This is a genomic window from Chryseolinea sp. T2 (assembly GCF_037203685.1).
Classification (GTDB): Bacteria; Bacteroidota; Bacteroidia; order Cytophagales; family Cyclobacteriaceae; genus Chryseolinea.
In genome coordinates this window covers 88,165-103,105 of record NZ_JBBCAU010000005.1, presented here as the reverse complement: position 1 = coordinate 103,105, position 14,941 = coordinate 88,165, and the positions used below count along the sequence as shown (strand labels likewise).

The window sequence follows — 14,941 nt, the reverse complement described above, 5'->3', positions numbered from 1 at the left end:
GTTGCGCGAAACCAGAACCTTTATGCGATTACATTAAAGTATTCATTTTGTTCCTGACGGAGTTTATCGCAGAATCGTCCTGTGGGAAGAATGACATCTGCATACGTCAAAACTTTGTCCTTAGGAACATCGCGAGTGAGGATACAATCCTCGGCGAGACCCATTGGAAGCAGTTGCTGCTCACTCGTGATCTCCGCCGTCTCACATTGTCCATAGGTCATGTAGCATCCTATTCCATCAAGTTTTTGTCCTGCTTTCAAATCAATTTTTGCTGTTGTCACTACTTCAACGCGAGGCGCACCTATTGGAGCAATTGCAGCATCATTAAACAAAACTGCTCTTGCCGCAGTGAATGGTACTTCGAAGTGACACAGGTGATATGGAGTGTAGAACAAATACAGTGGGCCTTCACCTAACTTATAAAGGTTGAGGTAATGTTTCTGCTTTGGATTATCGTGAGTACCCAGTACGAATACACCAGGACCAGGCTCTGCACCAACACAATAGTCTACGATGCCAGGACCTGATAAAAGTACATCGAGCGGATACTTATCCATTACCTGCTTCAATGGCGTTCCTGAAGGCAGTGTCGGACCATACATTCCCCTCTGTCCAACAGTCATCCCCGTAGCATTAGCCACGATAGCTTGCTCATACGAGATCTTCGTTCCGTCGGCAAAGGATGTTACCATGCTCGGGTTTTGTCCCCACTTCTTGGCAAATCCTTCCTGAGTAGTTGGATTTCTATATGGGTCCTGAAGTCCCTTAATGTTTCCGCATAGTACAGGTCTTACACCAATCCCCTTCACAAAACGATAGAGATTCATTTGCACGCCTGGCTGATCGCCATCAGCATTGGAAAGTATCACCCCCGCCTTATCGGCATACACTTTTAGAATGCCTCCGACGGTACCGTCGAGCTCGGCGCCCATACTTACAACGTGCTTACGGTTCTGAATTGCTTCATAAACCACACGTGAACTGAATTCAACGGCGCCTGTTACTTCGATAATGACGTCGATGTTCTCAGCACGGCACATCAACAAGGGATCTTCTGTAATCGTGTATTTTCCTTTCGCTATGCGATCTTCCAGTTCCGACTGAGAATTGACGATAGCAAAGTCTTCAACACCTGCTTCCACATATGCACGTTTGGCGCCTTCGGTCGTGCGATTATAAATAGCTACGACGTCCATACCCGGAACAGAATTTAATATCTGGAGAACTACTCCCCGTGCCATAAATCCAGCTCCCACCAACCCAACTCGAATGGGGTTCCTCTCTGCTTCTCTTTTCGCGAGTGCGGTATCTACGATTACCATATACTAATCAAGTTTTATTTTATTTGGTTAAAGTGATCTCCCTGTAGCCCGGATGAGCCAGATCTTTTTCAGATACTACGCTCGGTTTGATCGGCCATTCAATGTTGAATGCCGGGTCATCAAAACGTATTCCTCCTTCGGCTCCAGGGGTATAGAATTCAGTTACCACATAATGAACAGAAGTATGATCTTTCAAGGTGATAAATCCGTGAGCGAATCCTTCAGGAACATACAACATGCGGAAGCTGTCCTCAGTTAGTTCTACGCCAATCCACTGTTTGTATGTGGGTGAGTCAGGGCGAATGTCTATGATAACGTCATAGATGGCGCCGGAAGTACATCGGATCGTTTTCGTTTCAGCAAACGGCGCAACCTGATAGTGCATACCACGGATTGTACCTTTTACTTTGTTGTATGAAACGTTTGCCTGTACAGCATTTGCATTTAAGCCATGTTGTTCAAACTCGCGCTTACACCACGCCCGACCAAAGAATCCTCTTTCGTCTTCCAGTCTTTTAACGTCAATGATGAACGCTCCCTTAAGTTTGGTTTCAGTGAATATCATATGAGGTAGTTACAGAACGTTTACTATTGCCACTTCAGATCAGCGCTGAGTTGTTTCTTATCCATCAATGAAGTAAGAACTTTCAATCGCATCAGTTTGGAATCGCGAAACTCCGAGTCATTAAACTTCATCGACTCAAGTCCTTCTTTAAGCTCCTTAATGGTAGTAAGCAAATCGTACTGAGGCTGATGATTAGGCGCCAGCTTCCTGTACAATGAGAAATCTACTTTGTAAGAACGCTTATCCGGTGGTGCGTCTGTGTTGATGGAAACTTTTACACCTGGAATTACAGATGCTACAGCAGAAGCAAGTTCTTTAACCTGGTAATTCCATTGGTCGGTTCCAGTATTAACAGCGAGGAATGAGCCGATTGATTTCGAGCGACCAATAGCCCAGTCGATAGCCAAAGCCATATCCTTAACATTGATAAGCGGCCTCCAGGGAGATCCATCGCTAAGAATAGTGATGTGCTTTGAGGACAGTGCGCAAGCAACGAAGTCATTTAGTACCAGATCAAGTCTCAGACGCGGGCTCATGCCGCAGGCAGTAGCAAAGCGGAGACATGTAATTGTAAAGTTCTCATCTGCCAACGGCTTAAGGTCCTGCTCTGTGAAAACTTTAGAGCGTGCATACGCAGTAAGCGGATTCAGAGTTGAGTCTTCCGTTTTTGCGGCATCAGAAGCAGCTCCGTACATGCTGCAACTTGAAGCAAAAACAAATGTCTTAACACCTAGTTCTTTTGCCCGTTTTGCCAATGCGATGCCTGATTTATGGTTAACATCAAGCGTTACGTCTTCGAACTTGGTACCCATTGGGTCGTTCGAAATTGCGGCCAGGTTAACTACAGCTTCCGCACCTTCCAAAACAAAGTCTGGCACGTTTCTTATGTCGCCAAAATATTGATGATCGAGCTTCCGCTCGGGAAGAAAATCGACGTCCGTTAAACAGCTGGCAAAAAAACCAGTGTCATAACCTATTAATGTGGCCTTTGGATAGGTCTCACGAAGTCTTGCAACTACTCCCGGGCCAACATAGCCCATATTTCCGAAAACAATGATTTTCATAATGTGGTTATACAATAATAGTCAATTTTACAAGAAGGACTGATGCGTTTACTTCCAGATCTTCCAGGGTGCTTTGCCTGATTTCCAGAGATCTTCCAGGTAATGTCTATCCCGAAGTGTATCCATTGCCTGCCAGAAACCGGTGTGCTTGTAAGCAGCAAGATTACCTGAGCTCGCCAGATTTTCCATTGGCTCACGTTCCCATGTAGTTGAATCATCTGCAATCAGATCGAACACTGAAGGTTCGCAAACGAAATATCCACCATTAATCCATGGAGTGTCTCCTGTGAGTGGCTTTTCTTTGAAGTTGCTCACCATTACATCCGCAGGTCCGAGCGTGAAGGCACCGAAACGGCCGGGTTGCTGAACTGCCGTAAGAGTGGCCTGAACATTTTGTGCTTTATGAAACTTAATCAACTCTCCGATATTCACGTCGCTAACGCCGTCACCATACGTCAGGCAGAAAGTTTCGTTACCAACATAGTCCTTCACTCGCTTCAGACGGCCACCAGTCATGGTGTCTTCGCCTGTCTCCACCAATGTTATACGCCAGTTCTCGGCCTTAGTGTTGTGAACTTCCATCTTGTTTTTTGCCAGATCGAAAGTAACATCAGAAGTGTGGAGGAAGAGGTTTGCGAAATACTCCTTGATAACATAAGACTTATATCCACAACAAATGACAAAGTCATTGATACCATGCTGAGAATAGATTTTCAGAATGTGCCAAAGAATCGGTTTGTTTCCAATCTCGACCATCGGTTTTGGACGAATGCCACTTTCTTCGCTAATTCTAGTACCGAATCCACCGGCAAAAATTACTGCTTTCATAGGGTTTATTTATTGATCCGTTAAGGGGTCCACTAAGGGTTTTGTAAAGGAGCCTATTTTATTGCGGTCAAATCATGACTGCTATCATTCCTTTGAAAGATTGAAATCATACCCTGCAAACGTGCCGAGATAGCAAAGGTTTGCGCTACAACAGTACCCCATTGCAGGGCGTAAAACTGTCTGACTTTCATTGCCCGGGTCGCATCAAATTTCATTGGCCAAGGTCTCCATAGGTTAATCTATCATTCACGCGTCAGCAAGTTTTAAGAGGCCGCATTCCTCCAGCCGCGACGCAGCCTCTCTAATGATCTGAAAATCCGTTTGAGACCTTTTTGCAATGTCGAGCAAAGAGTTCTCTCCACTAGTTAAGTTCAGCGTCCACAATAGCGCCATTTGAAATGCCTTCGCATCGTTGTTTCCGCCCTTCAGACTATAAAGGCCCCGCTTCCCAAGCTGTGGTTCGCAGTTCGGATTTGTATTCAGGTAAACTCTGTTTTGATCAAGGGTGGAAAGGATATCCAGGTAGACGTTATAGGACTCTTCCAGCGATTCTGCAGATATCAAATCAAGATTGTCAGCAGAAGTATGGTACTCAACATACTGTCCAAAGGGCGTACGCGACAAGCATCCGACGGCCAGATTAAAGCCTGGCGAACAGTACTGACGTTCATCGTAGCCATAAGGAAAGAAGTCAATGATTTTGTTCCGACTGTCACGCCCTTTCAAAATGTATTCAGCGATCTGATCGATTTCTGTATTTCCTCTTCGGGAGCGTTTATAGGTAAAAGCTCCTTTGTCGCCTAACAAAGAAGCCACCAGCCCAAAGCGAACCTTGCGGGCGCGCTCTTCGTTTTGCGCAAGCCACGTGATAGCTCCTATCGTACCGGGAACAAAAACGAACCGATAAGAATAGTAGTTGTTTCGCTCACTCAGTGTTCTTGCCAGGGAACTAACTACTGCCAGGCCTGAGAGGTTATCATTCGCCAATGACGGATGACACACGTGAGCGGAAATCAACACTTCATCCCCGACTTGTCCGCGAATGTAGTACTCACCGTACGTCAATGATCCGGCTTCGAGCGTAGAACCTATATAGACATCGTAAAACGGTTCGGTAAGTTGTTTGTACTGGTTGTAGGTAACGCAGAATCCCCAATCTTCCTTATAGTACGACGTCCGGTATGGAATCCAGTCTGGATAATCCTCCAGAAAGTACAGATGCTTGCGCAATTCATCGAGACTTACGCGCCGCTTAACTGGAATACTATAATTGAGGACGTGCAGATTACTCTGGCGAAAGTCTATTACCCGTTCACCGGCAGCGTTGCTTATAAACGCGTCCGTAATATTCCATTCCCGGGGCACATCCCAGTCGAAGACCTTTGTTCCTGAGGGTACTTCAATTACCTGAAGAGGGATTTCTTCGGAAAGGATCTTCAAAGTCTCGCGAACGCCATCGCCTGTGATGCTTCTGCAGATCGGGAACAGACGGCCTGCAAGATCATGCATTTTTCTTCCACTTGCCTGGTACGGTTCAACTGCCACTTCTGGTTCCATAAGTGAATGTGACTTGTGCCTGCTTATAACTGTTGGAAATAAAAAAAGGATAAGGAAGGGCCTTATCCTTTGACTGCTGAAGTCCTAGCTCGCGCGTTTGTAGCGTTGCGACCACCACTGCGAATCCAGAACTTTCAGTTCAGGAATTGGAATTACAAACTTGCCTCCCCATTCATGGATGAACGACATGCTCTCCATGATCTCCTCTTTCAAATTCCAGGGGAGAATGAATACATAATCCGGTTTTGTTTCGCGAATCATCGCCGGTTCATAAATCGGTATCAGCGTTCCTGGCAGGAAGTTTCCCTGCTTGTTGGGATTGCGATCAACTGTATAGTCGATAAAATCTGTACGAACACCACAGTAGTTGAGCAGCGTATTACCCTTGCCAGGTGCACCGTAGCCAGCAATAGTCTTACCGTTGGCTTTTGCCTCAATGAAAAACTCAAGGATCTTCATCTTTGTCTGACGAACGTTCTTTTCGAAGCTGGTATAGTAGCTCATTTCGAGCATGCCAGCCTCAAGTTCCTTCTTCAACAACGCTGGTACTGAAGGCAAAATCGTCTTAGATGAATCTTCACGATGCTTTGCATAGATACGAAGAGATCCTCCATGAGTAGATAGTTCTTCGACGTCAAAGATCGAAAGCCCGTGATATTTAAATATCTTCTCAACAGTAGTAAACGACAAGTACGAGAAGTGCTCGTGATAAATTGTATCAAACTGATTGCCCTCAACAAGACGCAACAAATGAGGGAACTCCATCGTAATGACACCCTGCGGTCCGAGGAATGCCTTCATACCTGAAACGAAGTCATTAATGTCTGGAACGTGTGCAAGCACATTGTTACCGATTAATAAATCGGGCTTACCATACTTCGAAGTGAGTTCCAGCGCAGTGTTGAGACCGAAGAACCTGTTCTCAGTACGAATTCCTCTCTTTGCTATTGCGTATTCAGCAACATTTGGAGCCGGCTCAATGCCGAGTACAGGAACGTTCTTTTCAACAAAATACTGAAGTAAGTACCCATCGTTGCTTGCCAGTTCTGCGACAAGATTGTCAGAACGTAATTCCAGCCTTTCAGTGATCTTATCGACGTAGGCCCTGGCGTGTTTCAGCCATGATTCGGAGTAGGAAGAGAAATAGGCATAGTCATTAAAGATTTCGGCAGGAGCAACAAACTCTTCTAACTGAACGAGGAAGCAGGAACTGCATACGTAGGCATGCAGAGGATAGAACGGCTCCATTCGGTTCAATTCTTCAGGCTTAACATGGTCCTGACAAAGAGGTGACATTCCTAGGTCAACAAAAGTCTGTTCCAGCGGGGATTGGCAGAATCTGCACTTGCCCGGTGTCTCGTGATGATTCATTTCTGTAGATGTTAAAAAAAAGCCACTATATATTATTCATTCCAACTATACTCGGAAAATTGCATTCCGAAATTTCGCATGTGGGTTACGAGAACTTCGCTGAACAACGAGGAGGTGCGTTGATCAATAGTTAAAAGTAGTATGAATCAAATATTACCTTAATGACCAAGGTTGGAATTGCACATGATTGTAATCATGCCTGTCAGAAAAGGCCAAAAAACAAGAGATTTCTCAGTTTTTGCGGTTAATATTTATAGCCATAACCGTAGCCATAAGCGTAATAATTGCCGGATTCTTTTGACGGGCGCACGTCATTGAGCACAATATTAAAGTTGCCGACCTTCTCACGCTCCAGTAGCTTATTGAGTCGCTTCAGGCTTTTCCGGTTGGTATAGTCAGAGCGGACAACATAGAGATTCGCATCTGTATACTTCATTAATATAATGTATTCAGATACATAGCCAAGAGGCGGCGAGTCGATTATCACTGTGCTGTATGATTGACGCAGCGAATTAATCAATTCCTCCATTCTTGGGTTGCCAATCAGGTCAATGGGATTCGGAGGAATCGGCCCAGATCCTATCACATCGAAACCCTTGTGCTCCGTGTTGTTGATGATCTCTTTGATGGACCCATCGCCCACAAGAAAATTAGAGAGCCCTTTACGATTCTCGAGCTGAAAATAAGAAGCAACGCGGGGTCGCCGCATATCAGTGTCGATCAGTACGGTTCGTCGCCCGGAATAAGCCATCACCGCTGCCAGATTAACAGCGCAAAATGTCTTTCCCTCGCTTTCGCGCGAGGAGGTAATCCCTATGACATTCGCCCCTGCATCAAGGGTTAAATACTGAAGATTGACCCGCAGAGATCGAAACGACTCTCCCACTGCAGACCTGGCATGAGCCACAATGGTATTTTGTTCACGCTTCTTAGCATGGCTGATAGTGGCGACCAAAGGAATTTTGGTTGTAAGCTCAACGTCTTCCGCCGAGAGAAGGGTATCTCTCCATTTATCCTTTATGATTGTTGCCAGTATAACAATAAGAAACGCAGAGGCTATCGCTATGCCATATACGACATCGGTAAGTGGGAACACCGGATTTCCTCCGCTTGCCGTGAATGGTTTATCAACAACAGACTTACTTGTGGAAGCAGAGGCCAATGCCATCCGCATCTCAATACGCTTGTCTGCAAGATAGGCGCGCATTTTCTCGCTTAACGTATCAGGGGGATTATTGAGCTGGTCCTCAATAAACTTCAGAGCCTGAAGTGATGTGCCCTGTTCAGTTGCCGACGAGAGTTGAAAATATTGTTGAATAAGTGAACCAAGAAAGACCTTCTCCTTTTCAGGCACTTCTCCTCTCACTGTAAGCGAAACAATTTTTGAGTCCGCCGATATCGGCTCTGCGGTGAGATTATTCTGATACGACGCAACCAACGTGTGCAGGGGGCGAATAATAAAAAACATCTGGTCGCCTGCCTCTACCTTGTACTTGTCGTTGAACGCGATCCGAAAATTCAAATACTTATTGCCCAACGGCTTGTCCAGGGGAACTTCTTCGTTTATTTCCAATTCAGGGATGCTGCCCTCAACCTTATTCGAGAAACAGTTATAAAGCTGAACATCACGAGCGGAGACCTTCACATGATACCGCGTGGATGAGATACGTTTAACATAAACAGGCACATCGATCGCCTGATTGACACTGGAATCCAATTTTACCTTGAAATAACTGTTCTCATATTCTTCGCGTACAGCAAGTTGATTTTCAACACAGTAGGCTACACCGAAATCCAGGTCCCGCAGGCTTTTTTCAAGAATGGTGTTAGAAGTCAGTATTCCGACCTGGTCGTCAACGATTCCCCTAGGCAATGGATCCTTATCATCGGAGACCTCAGTTCCGGGCTCTTGTTTATTCGCAGGCGCGGCAACCATTATGGAAGCCTGAACATCATACTGCGGTGGCGTTAAGTACAAGTAAAGAAAAGCAGCGGGCAGCGCCAGAAGCAGCGCGAGTATGAAGTAATACCAACGTGAAAGAATCCTTTTTGCGTAGCGTGTAAAACTCCTGGTGCCAGCCATTTGTATTGTCTCTCGCAGGATGTCCTCGTATCGACATCCCAAATGTAGTTCAAAAAATATTACAGATATGGAATCACGATGCCGGCATGCGCCAAAATACCTGGCAAGCAGGTCAACACAACATGCCGATTGAGTCTCAAGTTATCCATTATCCTCAACGGCGTCAACGTAGATTCAGGTCATTCACAGAATAAGGATGCAAATAAAAGAGGTTGGACGATGCCAACCTCTTAATTTATCATTTGACAGAAAATACTCTATCAGTTGTCAACTCCCATTTCTTTATACTTCTTCTCCAGGCGCTTCATGCCTGCATCGTTACCAAGATCCTGGTAAATTGAGAAAAGTACGTCTACAACTTCCTGATCTTTCTGGTTCAATTGTTCGGCCTTTTCCCAATACGGCTGCGCGATCTTCAGTTTCTCTACCAACACCTTATCAAGATCGAACTTCTTCTTTTTGTCAGCTGCCGAGATACCTAATGCAGCCATTTCCTTTTTAATTACAGCAGCGTCGTTGTACATTATTTTAGCAAGGTACAATTGAGCCTCGAAGTAATTAGGATCAATTTTAAGTGCAGCCTCGTAGTTCTTTTTTGCTTCTTCATTGAGGTTCAAACTTGCATTGGCATATCCAAGGTAGAAGTGAAGAACTTTGTTACCGGGTTCTTTGGCAACAGCGCTTTCAAGACCTTTCTTAGCCTCGTCGATACGTTTCAAATCGATCAGCAAACCAATCTCTACTTTCGGGAGTTGAGGATCGTTAGGGAACTTAGGTTTTGCTTCGCGAACAACCTTCAAAGCTTCTTCCTTGTTGTCTTTAGGACCGCTATAGATGTTGATGATGCTGAGGTAAGCGTCTACAGACTTACCGCCAAGATCGATATACTTACGGAAGCTTTCGATGGCTTTATCATAGTTCTCCATGCCATTGGCTACAAAGCCGGCATAGAAATAACCCAGCGTATCATTAGGAAGGATTTTCTGAGCCTTCTCAAAATCCTTTAATGCAGTCTCGAGGTCTTCTTCCTGGTAAGCCGCTGCGCCCTTGTTAATGTATTGTCCGTGCCAGTAAGCAATTTGCTGTGATTTCAGAATAGGCATTCCGGCTGCGTCCTGAGTAAAATGTTCCTTTCCTTTTTGCATTTCGTCACCTTTTGCAAAGGCTGCGAGCGCCTGATCGAAAGCATCTGGAGCTAATGCCTTGAATTTCTCATTTGAGGTAGTGTCGAGGGCTGCATAGATCAGACCTTTGTAATAATACGTCTTCGCATCATTCATCGTCTTTTCGTACGTAGTGGCTGCGTCGATCATAGACTTAGCCTCGTCCAGCTTGCCTTCAGTCCAAAGCTGCAGGGCTTTGTTAAGGTTAGGCTTGGGCGCCTTCTGTGCGTATGTCGCCGCCGAAACCAGCAACAAGAGCAAGAGTGTATACTTTTTCATTTGACTTGGTTTATAAAAGGTTGGAGTTAGTTTTTAGGTTCTTCATCGATCTTGTCAATCTTCTGGATCTTTTCAACAGAAGATATCCGGTCGTCGTCGTTGAGCTTGATGAGCTTAACGCCCTGGGTGGCACGTCCCATGACGCGCAATTCGCTCACTTTAATGCGGATAGTAATTCCGGAACGGTTGATTATCATCAATTCGTCGTCGTCGACTACTTCCTTGATGGCAACAAGCTTGCCAGTTTTCTCCGTCATTTCGAGCGTCTTCACGCCCATTCCGCCACGTCTCGTTATCCGGTAGTCGTCAATGAGTGAGCGCTTTCCAAACCCGTTTTCCGACACTACCAGCAAGTTAGCATCTTCGCGGCTTATGCAAACCATCCCTACAACTTTATCGGCATCTGAATCCAGTGTTACACCCCGAACCCCGGCAGCAGTCCGGCCCATAGGGCGCACATCCTGTTCGTTGAAGTGAACCGCCTTACCTTCACTCTTTGCGATAATGATATGATTATTACCGTTTGTCAGTGAGGCATTTAACAGGCGATCTCCTTCATGGATCGAAATGGCCGTTATGCCGCCCTGCCTGGGCCTTGAATAAGCCTCCAGGGACGTCTTTTTGATAGTACCCTTTTCAGTACATAGGATGACAAAATTGTTGTTCACATAGTTGTCGTCCGTAAGGTTCTTGACGTTGATGAACGTTCTGACGGTATCGCCCGGCTCAATGTTTATCAGGTTTTGGATGGCCCGACCCTTTGAAGTTTTAGTACCCTCGGGAATTTCGTAAACCTTTTTCCAGTATACCTTCCCCTGGTCAGTAAAGATCAGAAGATAATTATGCGCTTGCGCAACAAACAGGTGCTCAGTGAAATCATCGTCCTTGGTCGATACGCCCCGCGAGCCAACTCCACCACGGCCCTGCGTGCGATACTCCGACAGAGAAGTACGCTTGATATATCCCTGGTTGGAAATCGTGATGAGCATTTCTTCGTTCGGGATCATGTCCTCGTACGAAATGTCGTCCTCGTTGTGTTCAACCAGAGTTCTGCGCTCGTCGCCGTAACGCTCGCGAAGATCATTCAATTCATCCTTAATGATCTGCATTCGAACCGACTCATTATCAAGAATATTACGAAGTCGTTCAATCAAAGCTTTAACCTCGTTGTATTCCTGCAGGATCTTATCGCGTTCGAGACCTGTGAGACGCTGCAGACGCATATCGAGAATTGCCTTGGACTGAATTTCAGTCAGACCGAAACGAGTCATCAATCCTTCCTTAGCAGTTTCCGGATCACGAGAGCTTCTGATCAGTGCTATGACCTCGTCGAGGTGGTCAAGAGCAATGAGATACCCTTCGAGAATATGCGCCCTTTTTTCCGCTTCAGCCAGCTCAAATTTTGTTCTGCGAACAACTACTTCGTGACGATGCTCGACGTAGTATTTAATGAGATCTTTAAGATTAAGCGTCATCGGACGCCCCTTCACAAGAGCTACGTTGTTCACGTTGAACGACGACTGTAGCTGCGTGAACTTAAACAGATTGTTTAATACAATGTTTGGAATTGCATCCTTCTTCAGATCATAAACGATGCGGAAGCCTTCACGGTCCGATTCATCACGAAGGTCGGATATTCCCTCAATCTTCTTCTCGTTAATGAGCGCTGCTGTCTTTTCGATCATCAGCGCCTTGTTCACCATATAGGGAATCTCTGTAACGACAATCTGATCTTTGCCGTTGGCGTTGGTTACAATTTCTGCTTTCGAACGTACCACTATGCGTCCGCGGCCAGTCAGAAAAGCCTCCTGCACTCCAGAGTGTCCGTAGATGATACCTCCCGTCGGAAAATCCGGAGCGGTGACGTACTTCATCAGTTCGGGTATCGTAATCTCAGGATTGTCAATGTATGCGATGATTCCGTTCACAACCTCGGTAAGGTTATGCGGAGCCATGTTCGTTGCCATACCAACAGCGATGCCCGAAGAACCATTAACCAGAAGGTTTGGAAGTTTGCCAGGAAGTACGCTTGGCTCCGTTAGCGAGTCGTCGAAGTTAGGCTGAAAATCAACAGTGTCCTTGTTGATGTCTGCCAGCAACTCCTCTGCTATACGCCGAAGTCTCGCTTCAGTGTATCGCATCGCTGCAGGCATATCACCGTCAATACTTCCGAAGTTTCCCTGACCATCGACAAGCGTGTATCGGAGTGACCAATCCTGCGCCATGCGCACCATGGTATCATATACCGATCCATCACCGTGCGGGTGATACTTACCAAGAACCTCCCCTACGATTCTGGCAGACTTCTTATAAGGCTTATTAAAATTTACGCCCAGTTCCTGCATCCCGTAGAGCACTCGCCGGTGTACAGGCTTAAGTCCATCACGGACGTCCGGCAAAGCGCGGGAGATAATAACGGACATCGAATAATCGATGTACGCACCGCGCATTTCATCTTCAATATTTATCGGGATTATACTCTGCCTTGCAGGAGGCATGCCGCCACTTTCTTCAGCCATTTAAAACGCTATTGTTACTGTCTGTTTCGAGGCTCTTTTTCGAGCTGTGCAAGATAGTAAAATTCAATACGTTCGGACCTCCGGCGAGCAATAAGTTTACAGGATTTTTGAAGGTGATAAACCGTTTGTTGATGCGAGTCAGAACGACTCAAAAGATCTGCTGAACCCGGGCTTAGTACGGGTTAAGTTTTCGCTTATTCTTGCCCTTGTACTTGATCAGATTGGGGTGGTTTTCACCATAATGTGGATTCTGCTTCTTGTAAATAGGATGGACCCGGCTTCTATATTCGCGATTACCATGAGCATGATTCATCTGAGCCTTGCAGGTCTTCAGAAAACAACGACGAAGTTCAGGGATCCGATAAGTTGCTCCTACGTTCACATAGAAAGCATTCATCTTGTGCGTCACACTGAGGCTGCTCTCAGGATACTTTAGATCGTAGCTTTTGATCTCGTAGGATGGCCGAATAAATAGTCTGAAGTATTCGGACAGCTCACGCTCAGCAGATACACCCAGGTTGATGAACATTCCCTTTTGTATCTGACTCTTTTCAAACTGCTGACCTAGGCTATAACCGCCAAGGTTAAGATCGACGACCAGCAGGTAATCGTTATAGCGATATACCGTTCCGCCGATAATGGCAAAGTACTTCTTCAGGAAGAATGATGAAAAGTCTGTACTAAAACTGTTTATCCGATCTCCATAACTGGTAGGCTTGAAAGATCCAACATGGGTATATTCAAACGAGAATCCGCCTCCTACCCTCACCTTGTCAAAATCAACATGAAGTGTTGCCCTGAGAGGAATGTTAAACGACTTGCTTTTGAACCCAATGGTAGTGGTGTCGCTATTCACCATAAATGCATTTGGCTGCGCGGTTACCGTTGAACTGGTGAACTCGTTAACCCAGTTGCCGTAAGTGGCCGCGGTATTGGATGAAGCGAAAATGACAGGCCTTGCGCTGGCGCCGTTTTGAATGATGCCGTAACCGCCGAGATCATGTTTGTAAGCCATGCTCCCATATCCTGTACTAAGCCCAAAAGTTACCTTGCTAAATACCCTTCGGAAGAAACCGATATTTTCCCGCTTGATGTAGAAATACTCAAGCGGAACACTGGCATCCTTTTCATTCTCGTACTGTGCCAGGGCAGACTCCGACGAAAGGAGTGCGCCGCACAACAGAATGAACACTATGAATACCTGACGCTTCAGAAAAAATCGGGGTTATCTCCTACAATCAAAAAATGTAAGGCACTAATAATGTGCGCTTTAAATGGCCAAGTTAACGCAATTTCGTTTTCCATCCTATTAGCCGTGACCCCTGAGGCACAATTCACTTGAAGAACGGCGACCGCTATCGTTCTGTACGCCACAAGGCGCCTGTTTTTTCGGTGAATCGTTTCACATAAACGTCGAAATATCCGGCGCATTGTATGGTGCAGATCGGGGATCAGGCGGAAATATGAATGGGAAGAGACCAAAAATCAGAGGGCTTTTAGTCCCTGTATAGCAGCTTCCGGATCGGCAGCACTAAAAACAAAGTTGCCGGCTACAAGCACATCGGCACCAGCAGACAACAACGCAGAGGCATTTTTCATACTTACGCCACCGTCGATTTCGATCAGGGCTGAAGAACCAAGATCAGTGATCATCTTCTTCAGTTGCTTAACCTTTGCATAAGTATTTTCGATAAAGGTCTGCGCACCGAAGCCAGGGTTTACTGACATAACACAAATGTGATCAACATCCACTAAGATGTTCTCGAGTGAAATCAATGGTGTGTGTGGATTGATAGCGACTCCGGCCGCGCATCCAAGCGCTTTTATCTGTTGGATGTTTCGGTGAAGATTGGCACACACCTCGACATGAACACAGATCCGGTCTGCTCCCGCTTTTCGAAACGCTTCCACATGATGTTCAGGCGTCATGATCATGAGGTGAACATCAAGAGGTTTTTTGGTATGACGACGTATTGCCTGCACCACAGGAATTCCCATTGAAAAGTTCGGAACAAATGTTCCATCCATGATGTCGACGTGTACCCAATCTGCGACACTGCGATCGATCATTTCAACATCGCGCTGAAGATTACCGAAATCGGCGGCAAGAACAGAAGGCGCAATCAAAGGAGAAGCCATAGACATTTTTCGTGCGGCAAAGTAAAGAAAAAGTTGTTAGTCAGGACACGT

Annotated in this window: 11 protein-coding genes; all 11 read right to left on the bottom strand. The window is 45.9% G+C overall.

Annotation, left to right across the window (positions count from 1 at the left end; translation table 11 throughout):
• Window positions 1–20: 20 nt before the first annotated feature.
• Window positions 21–1,322: an NAD(P)H-dependent oxidoreductase gene (locus tag WBG78_RS17305; RefSeq protein WP_337327718.1), complete on the bottom strand. Its 1,302-nt coding sequence runs from the start codon at window positions 1,320–1,322 to the stop codon at window positions 21–23.
• Window positions 1,323–1,341: 19 nt separating this feature from the next.
• On the bottom strand, window positions 1,342–1,887 hold the full coding sequence (rfbC, locus tag WBG78_RS17300; RefSeq protein ID WP_337327717.1) for a dTDP-4-dehydrorhamnose 3,5-epimerase: 546 nt from the start codon (window positions 1,885–1,887) through the stop codon (window positions 1,342–1,344).
• A gap of 23 nt (window positions 1,888–1,910) precedes the next feature.
• Window positions 1,911–2,951, bottom strand: a complete 1,041-nt coding sequence (locus WBG78_RS17295) for an NAD-dependent epimerase/dehydratase family protein (protein ID WP_337327716.1) — start codon at window positions 2,949–2,951, stop codon at window positions 1,911–1,913.
• A 48-nt stretch (window positions 2,952–2,999) separates the two neighbouring features.
• Window positions 3,000–3,779, bottom strand: coding sequence for a glucose-1-phosphate cytidylyltransferase (gene rfbF / locus WBG78_RS17290; RefSeq protein ID WP_337327715.1), 780 nt, complete (start codon window positions 3,777–3,779; stop codon window positions 3,000–3,002).
• Window positions 3,780–4,025: 246 nt separating this feature from the next.
• Entirely contained in the window at window positions 4,026–5,336 is a 1,311-nt protein-coding gene (locus WBG78_RS17285) for a DUF4910 domain-containing protein (RefSeq protein WP_337327714.1), read from the bottom strand.
• An 84-nt stretch (window positions 5,337–5,420) separates the two neighbouring features.
• On the bottom strand, window positions 5,421–6,707 hold the full coding sequence (locus tag WBG78_RS17280; protein WP_337327713.1) for a class I SAM-dependent methyltransferase: 1,287 nt from the start codon (window positions 6,705–6,707) through the stop codon (window positions 5,421–5,423).
• A 244-nt stretch (window positions 6,708–6,951) separates the two neighbouring features.
• A complete protein-coding gene (locus tag WBG78_RS17275) occupies window positions 6,952–8,790 on the bottom strand; it encodes a tyrosine-protein kinase domain-containing protein (protein WP_337327712.1) in 1,839 nt (612 codons plus the stop codon).
• 260 nt (window positions 8,791–9,050) lie between these two features.
• The gene (locus WBG78_RS17270) at window positions 9,051–10,232 is read right to left on the bottom strand and encodes a tetratricopeptide repeat protein (protein ID WP_337327711.1); all 1,182 of its coding nucleotides are present in this window, start codon (window positions 10,230–10,232) and stop codon (window positions 9,051–9,053) included.
• Between the two features lie 26 nt (window positions 10,233–10,258).
• Window positions 10,259–12,751, bottom strand: a complete 2,493-nt coding sequence (gene gyrA, locus WBG78_RS17265; protein ID WP_337327710.1) for a DNA gyrase subunit A — start codon at window positions 12,749–12,751, stop codon at window positions 10,259–10,261.
• 172 nt (window positions 12,752–12,923) lie between these two features.
• Window positions 12,924–13,943, bottom strand: a complete 1,020-nt coding sequence (locus WBG78_RS17260; RefSeq protein ID WP_337327709.1) for a hypothetical protein — start codon at window positions 13,941–13,943, stop codon at window positions 12,924–12,926.
• Between the two features lie 293 nt (window positions 13,944–14,236).
• The gene (gene rpe / locus WBG78_RS17255; protein WP_337327708.1) at window positions 14,237–14,890 is read right to left on the bottom strand and encodes a ribulose-phosphate 3-epimerase; all 654 of its coding nucleotides are present in this window, start codon (window positions 14,888–14,890) and stop codon (window positions 14,237–14,239) included.
• Window positions 14,891–14,941: the final 51 nt, after the last annotated feature.

What these genes read in the sequence shown, in the direction of transcription:
- WBG78_RS17305 (WP_337327718.1), bottom strand. Translation starts at nt 1,322, where the DNA reads ATGGTAATCGTAGATACCGCACTCGCGAAAAGAGAAGCAGAGAGGAAC.
- rpe (WP_337327708.1), bottom strand. Translation starts at nt 14,890, where the DNA reads ATGGCTTCTCCTTTGATTGCGCCTTCTGTTCTTGCCGCCGATTTCGGT.
- WBG78_RS17295 (WP_337327716.1), bottom strand. Translation starts at nt 2,951, where the DNA reads ATGAAAATCATTGTTTTCGGAAATATGGGCTATGTTGGCCCGGGAGTA.
- rfbF (WP_337327715.1), bottom strand. Translation starts at nt 3,779, where the DNA reads ATGAAAGCAGTAATTTTTGCCGGTGGATTCGGTACTAGAATTAGCGAA.
- gyrA (WP_337327710.1), bottom strand. Translation starts at nt 12,751, where the DNA reads ATGGCTGAAGAAAGTGGCGGCATGCCTCCTGCAAGGCAGAGTATAATC.
- WBG78_RS17275 (WP_337327712.1), bottom strand. Translation starts at nt 8,790, where the DNA reads ATGGCTGGCACCAGGAGTTTTACACGCTACGCAAAAAGGATTCTTTCA.
- rfbC (WP_337327717.1), bottom strand. Translation starts at nt 1,887, where the DNA reads ATGATATTCACTGAAACCAAACTTAAGGGAGCGTTCATCATTGACGTT.
- WBG78_RS17285 (WP_337327714.1), bottom strand. Translation starts at nt 5,336, where the DNA reads ATGGAACCAGAAGTGGCAGTTGAACCGTACCAGGCAAGTGGAAGAAAA.
- WBG78_RS17270 (WP_337327711.1), bottom strand. Translation starts at nt 10,232, where the DNA reads ATGAAAAAGTATACACTCTTGCTCTTGTTGCTGGTTTCGGCGGCGACA.
- WBG78_RS17280 (WP_337327713.1), bottom strand. Translation starts at nt 6,707, where the DNA reads ATGAATCATCACGAGACACCGGGCAAGTGCAGATTCTGCCAATCCCCG.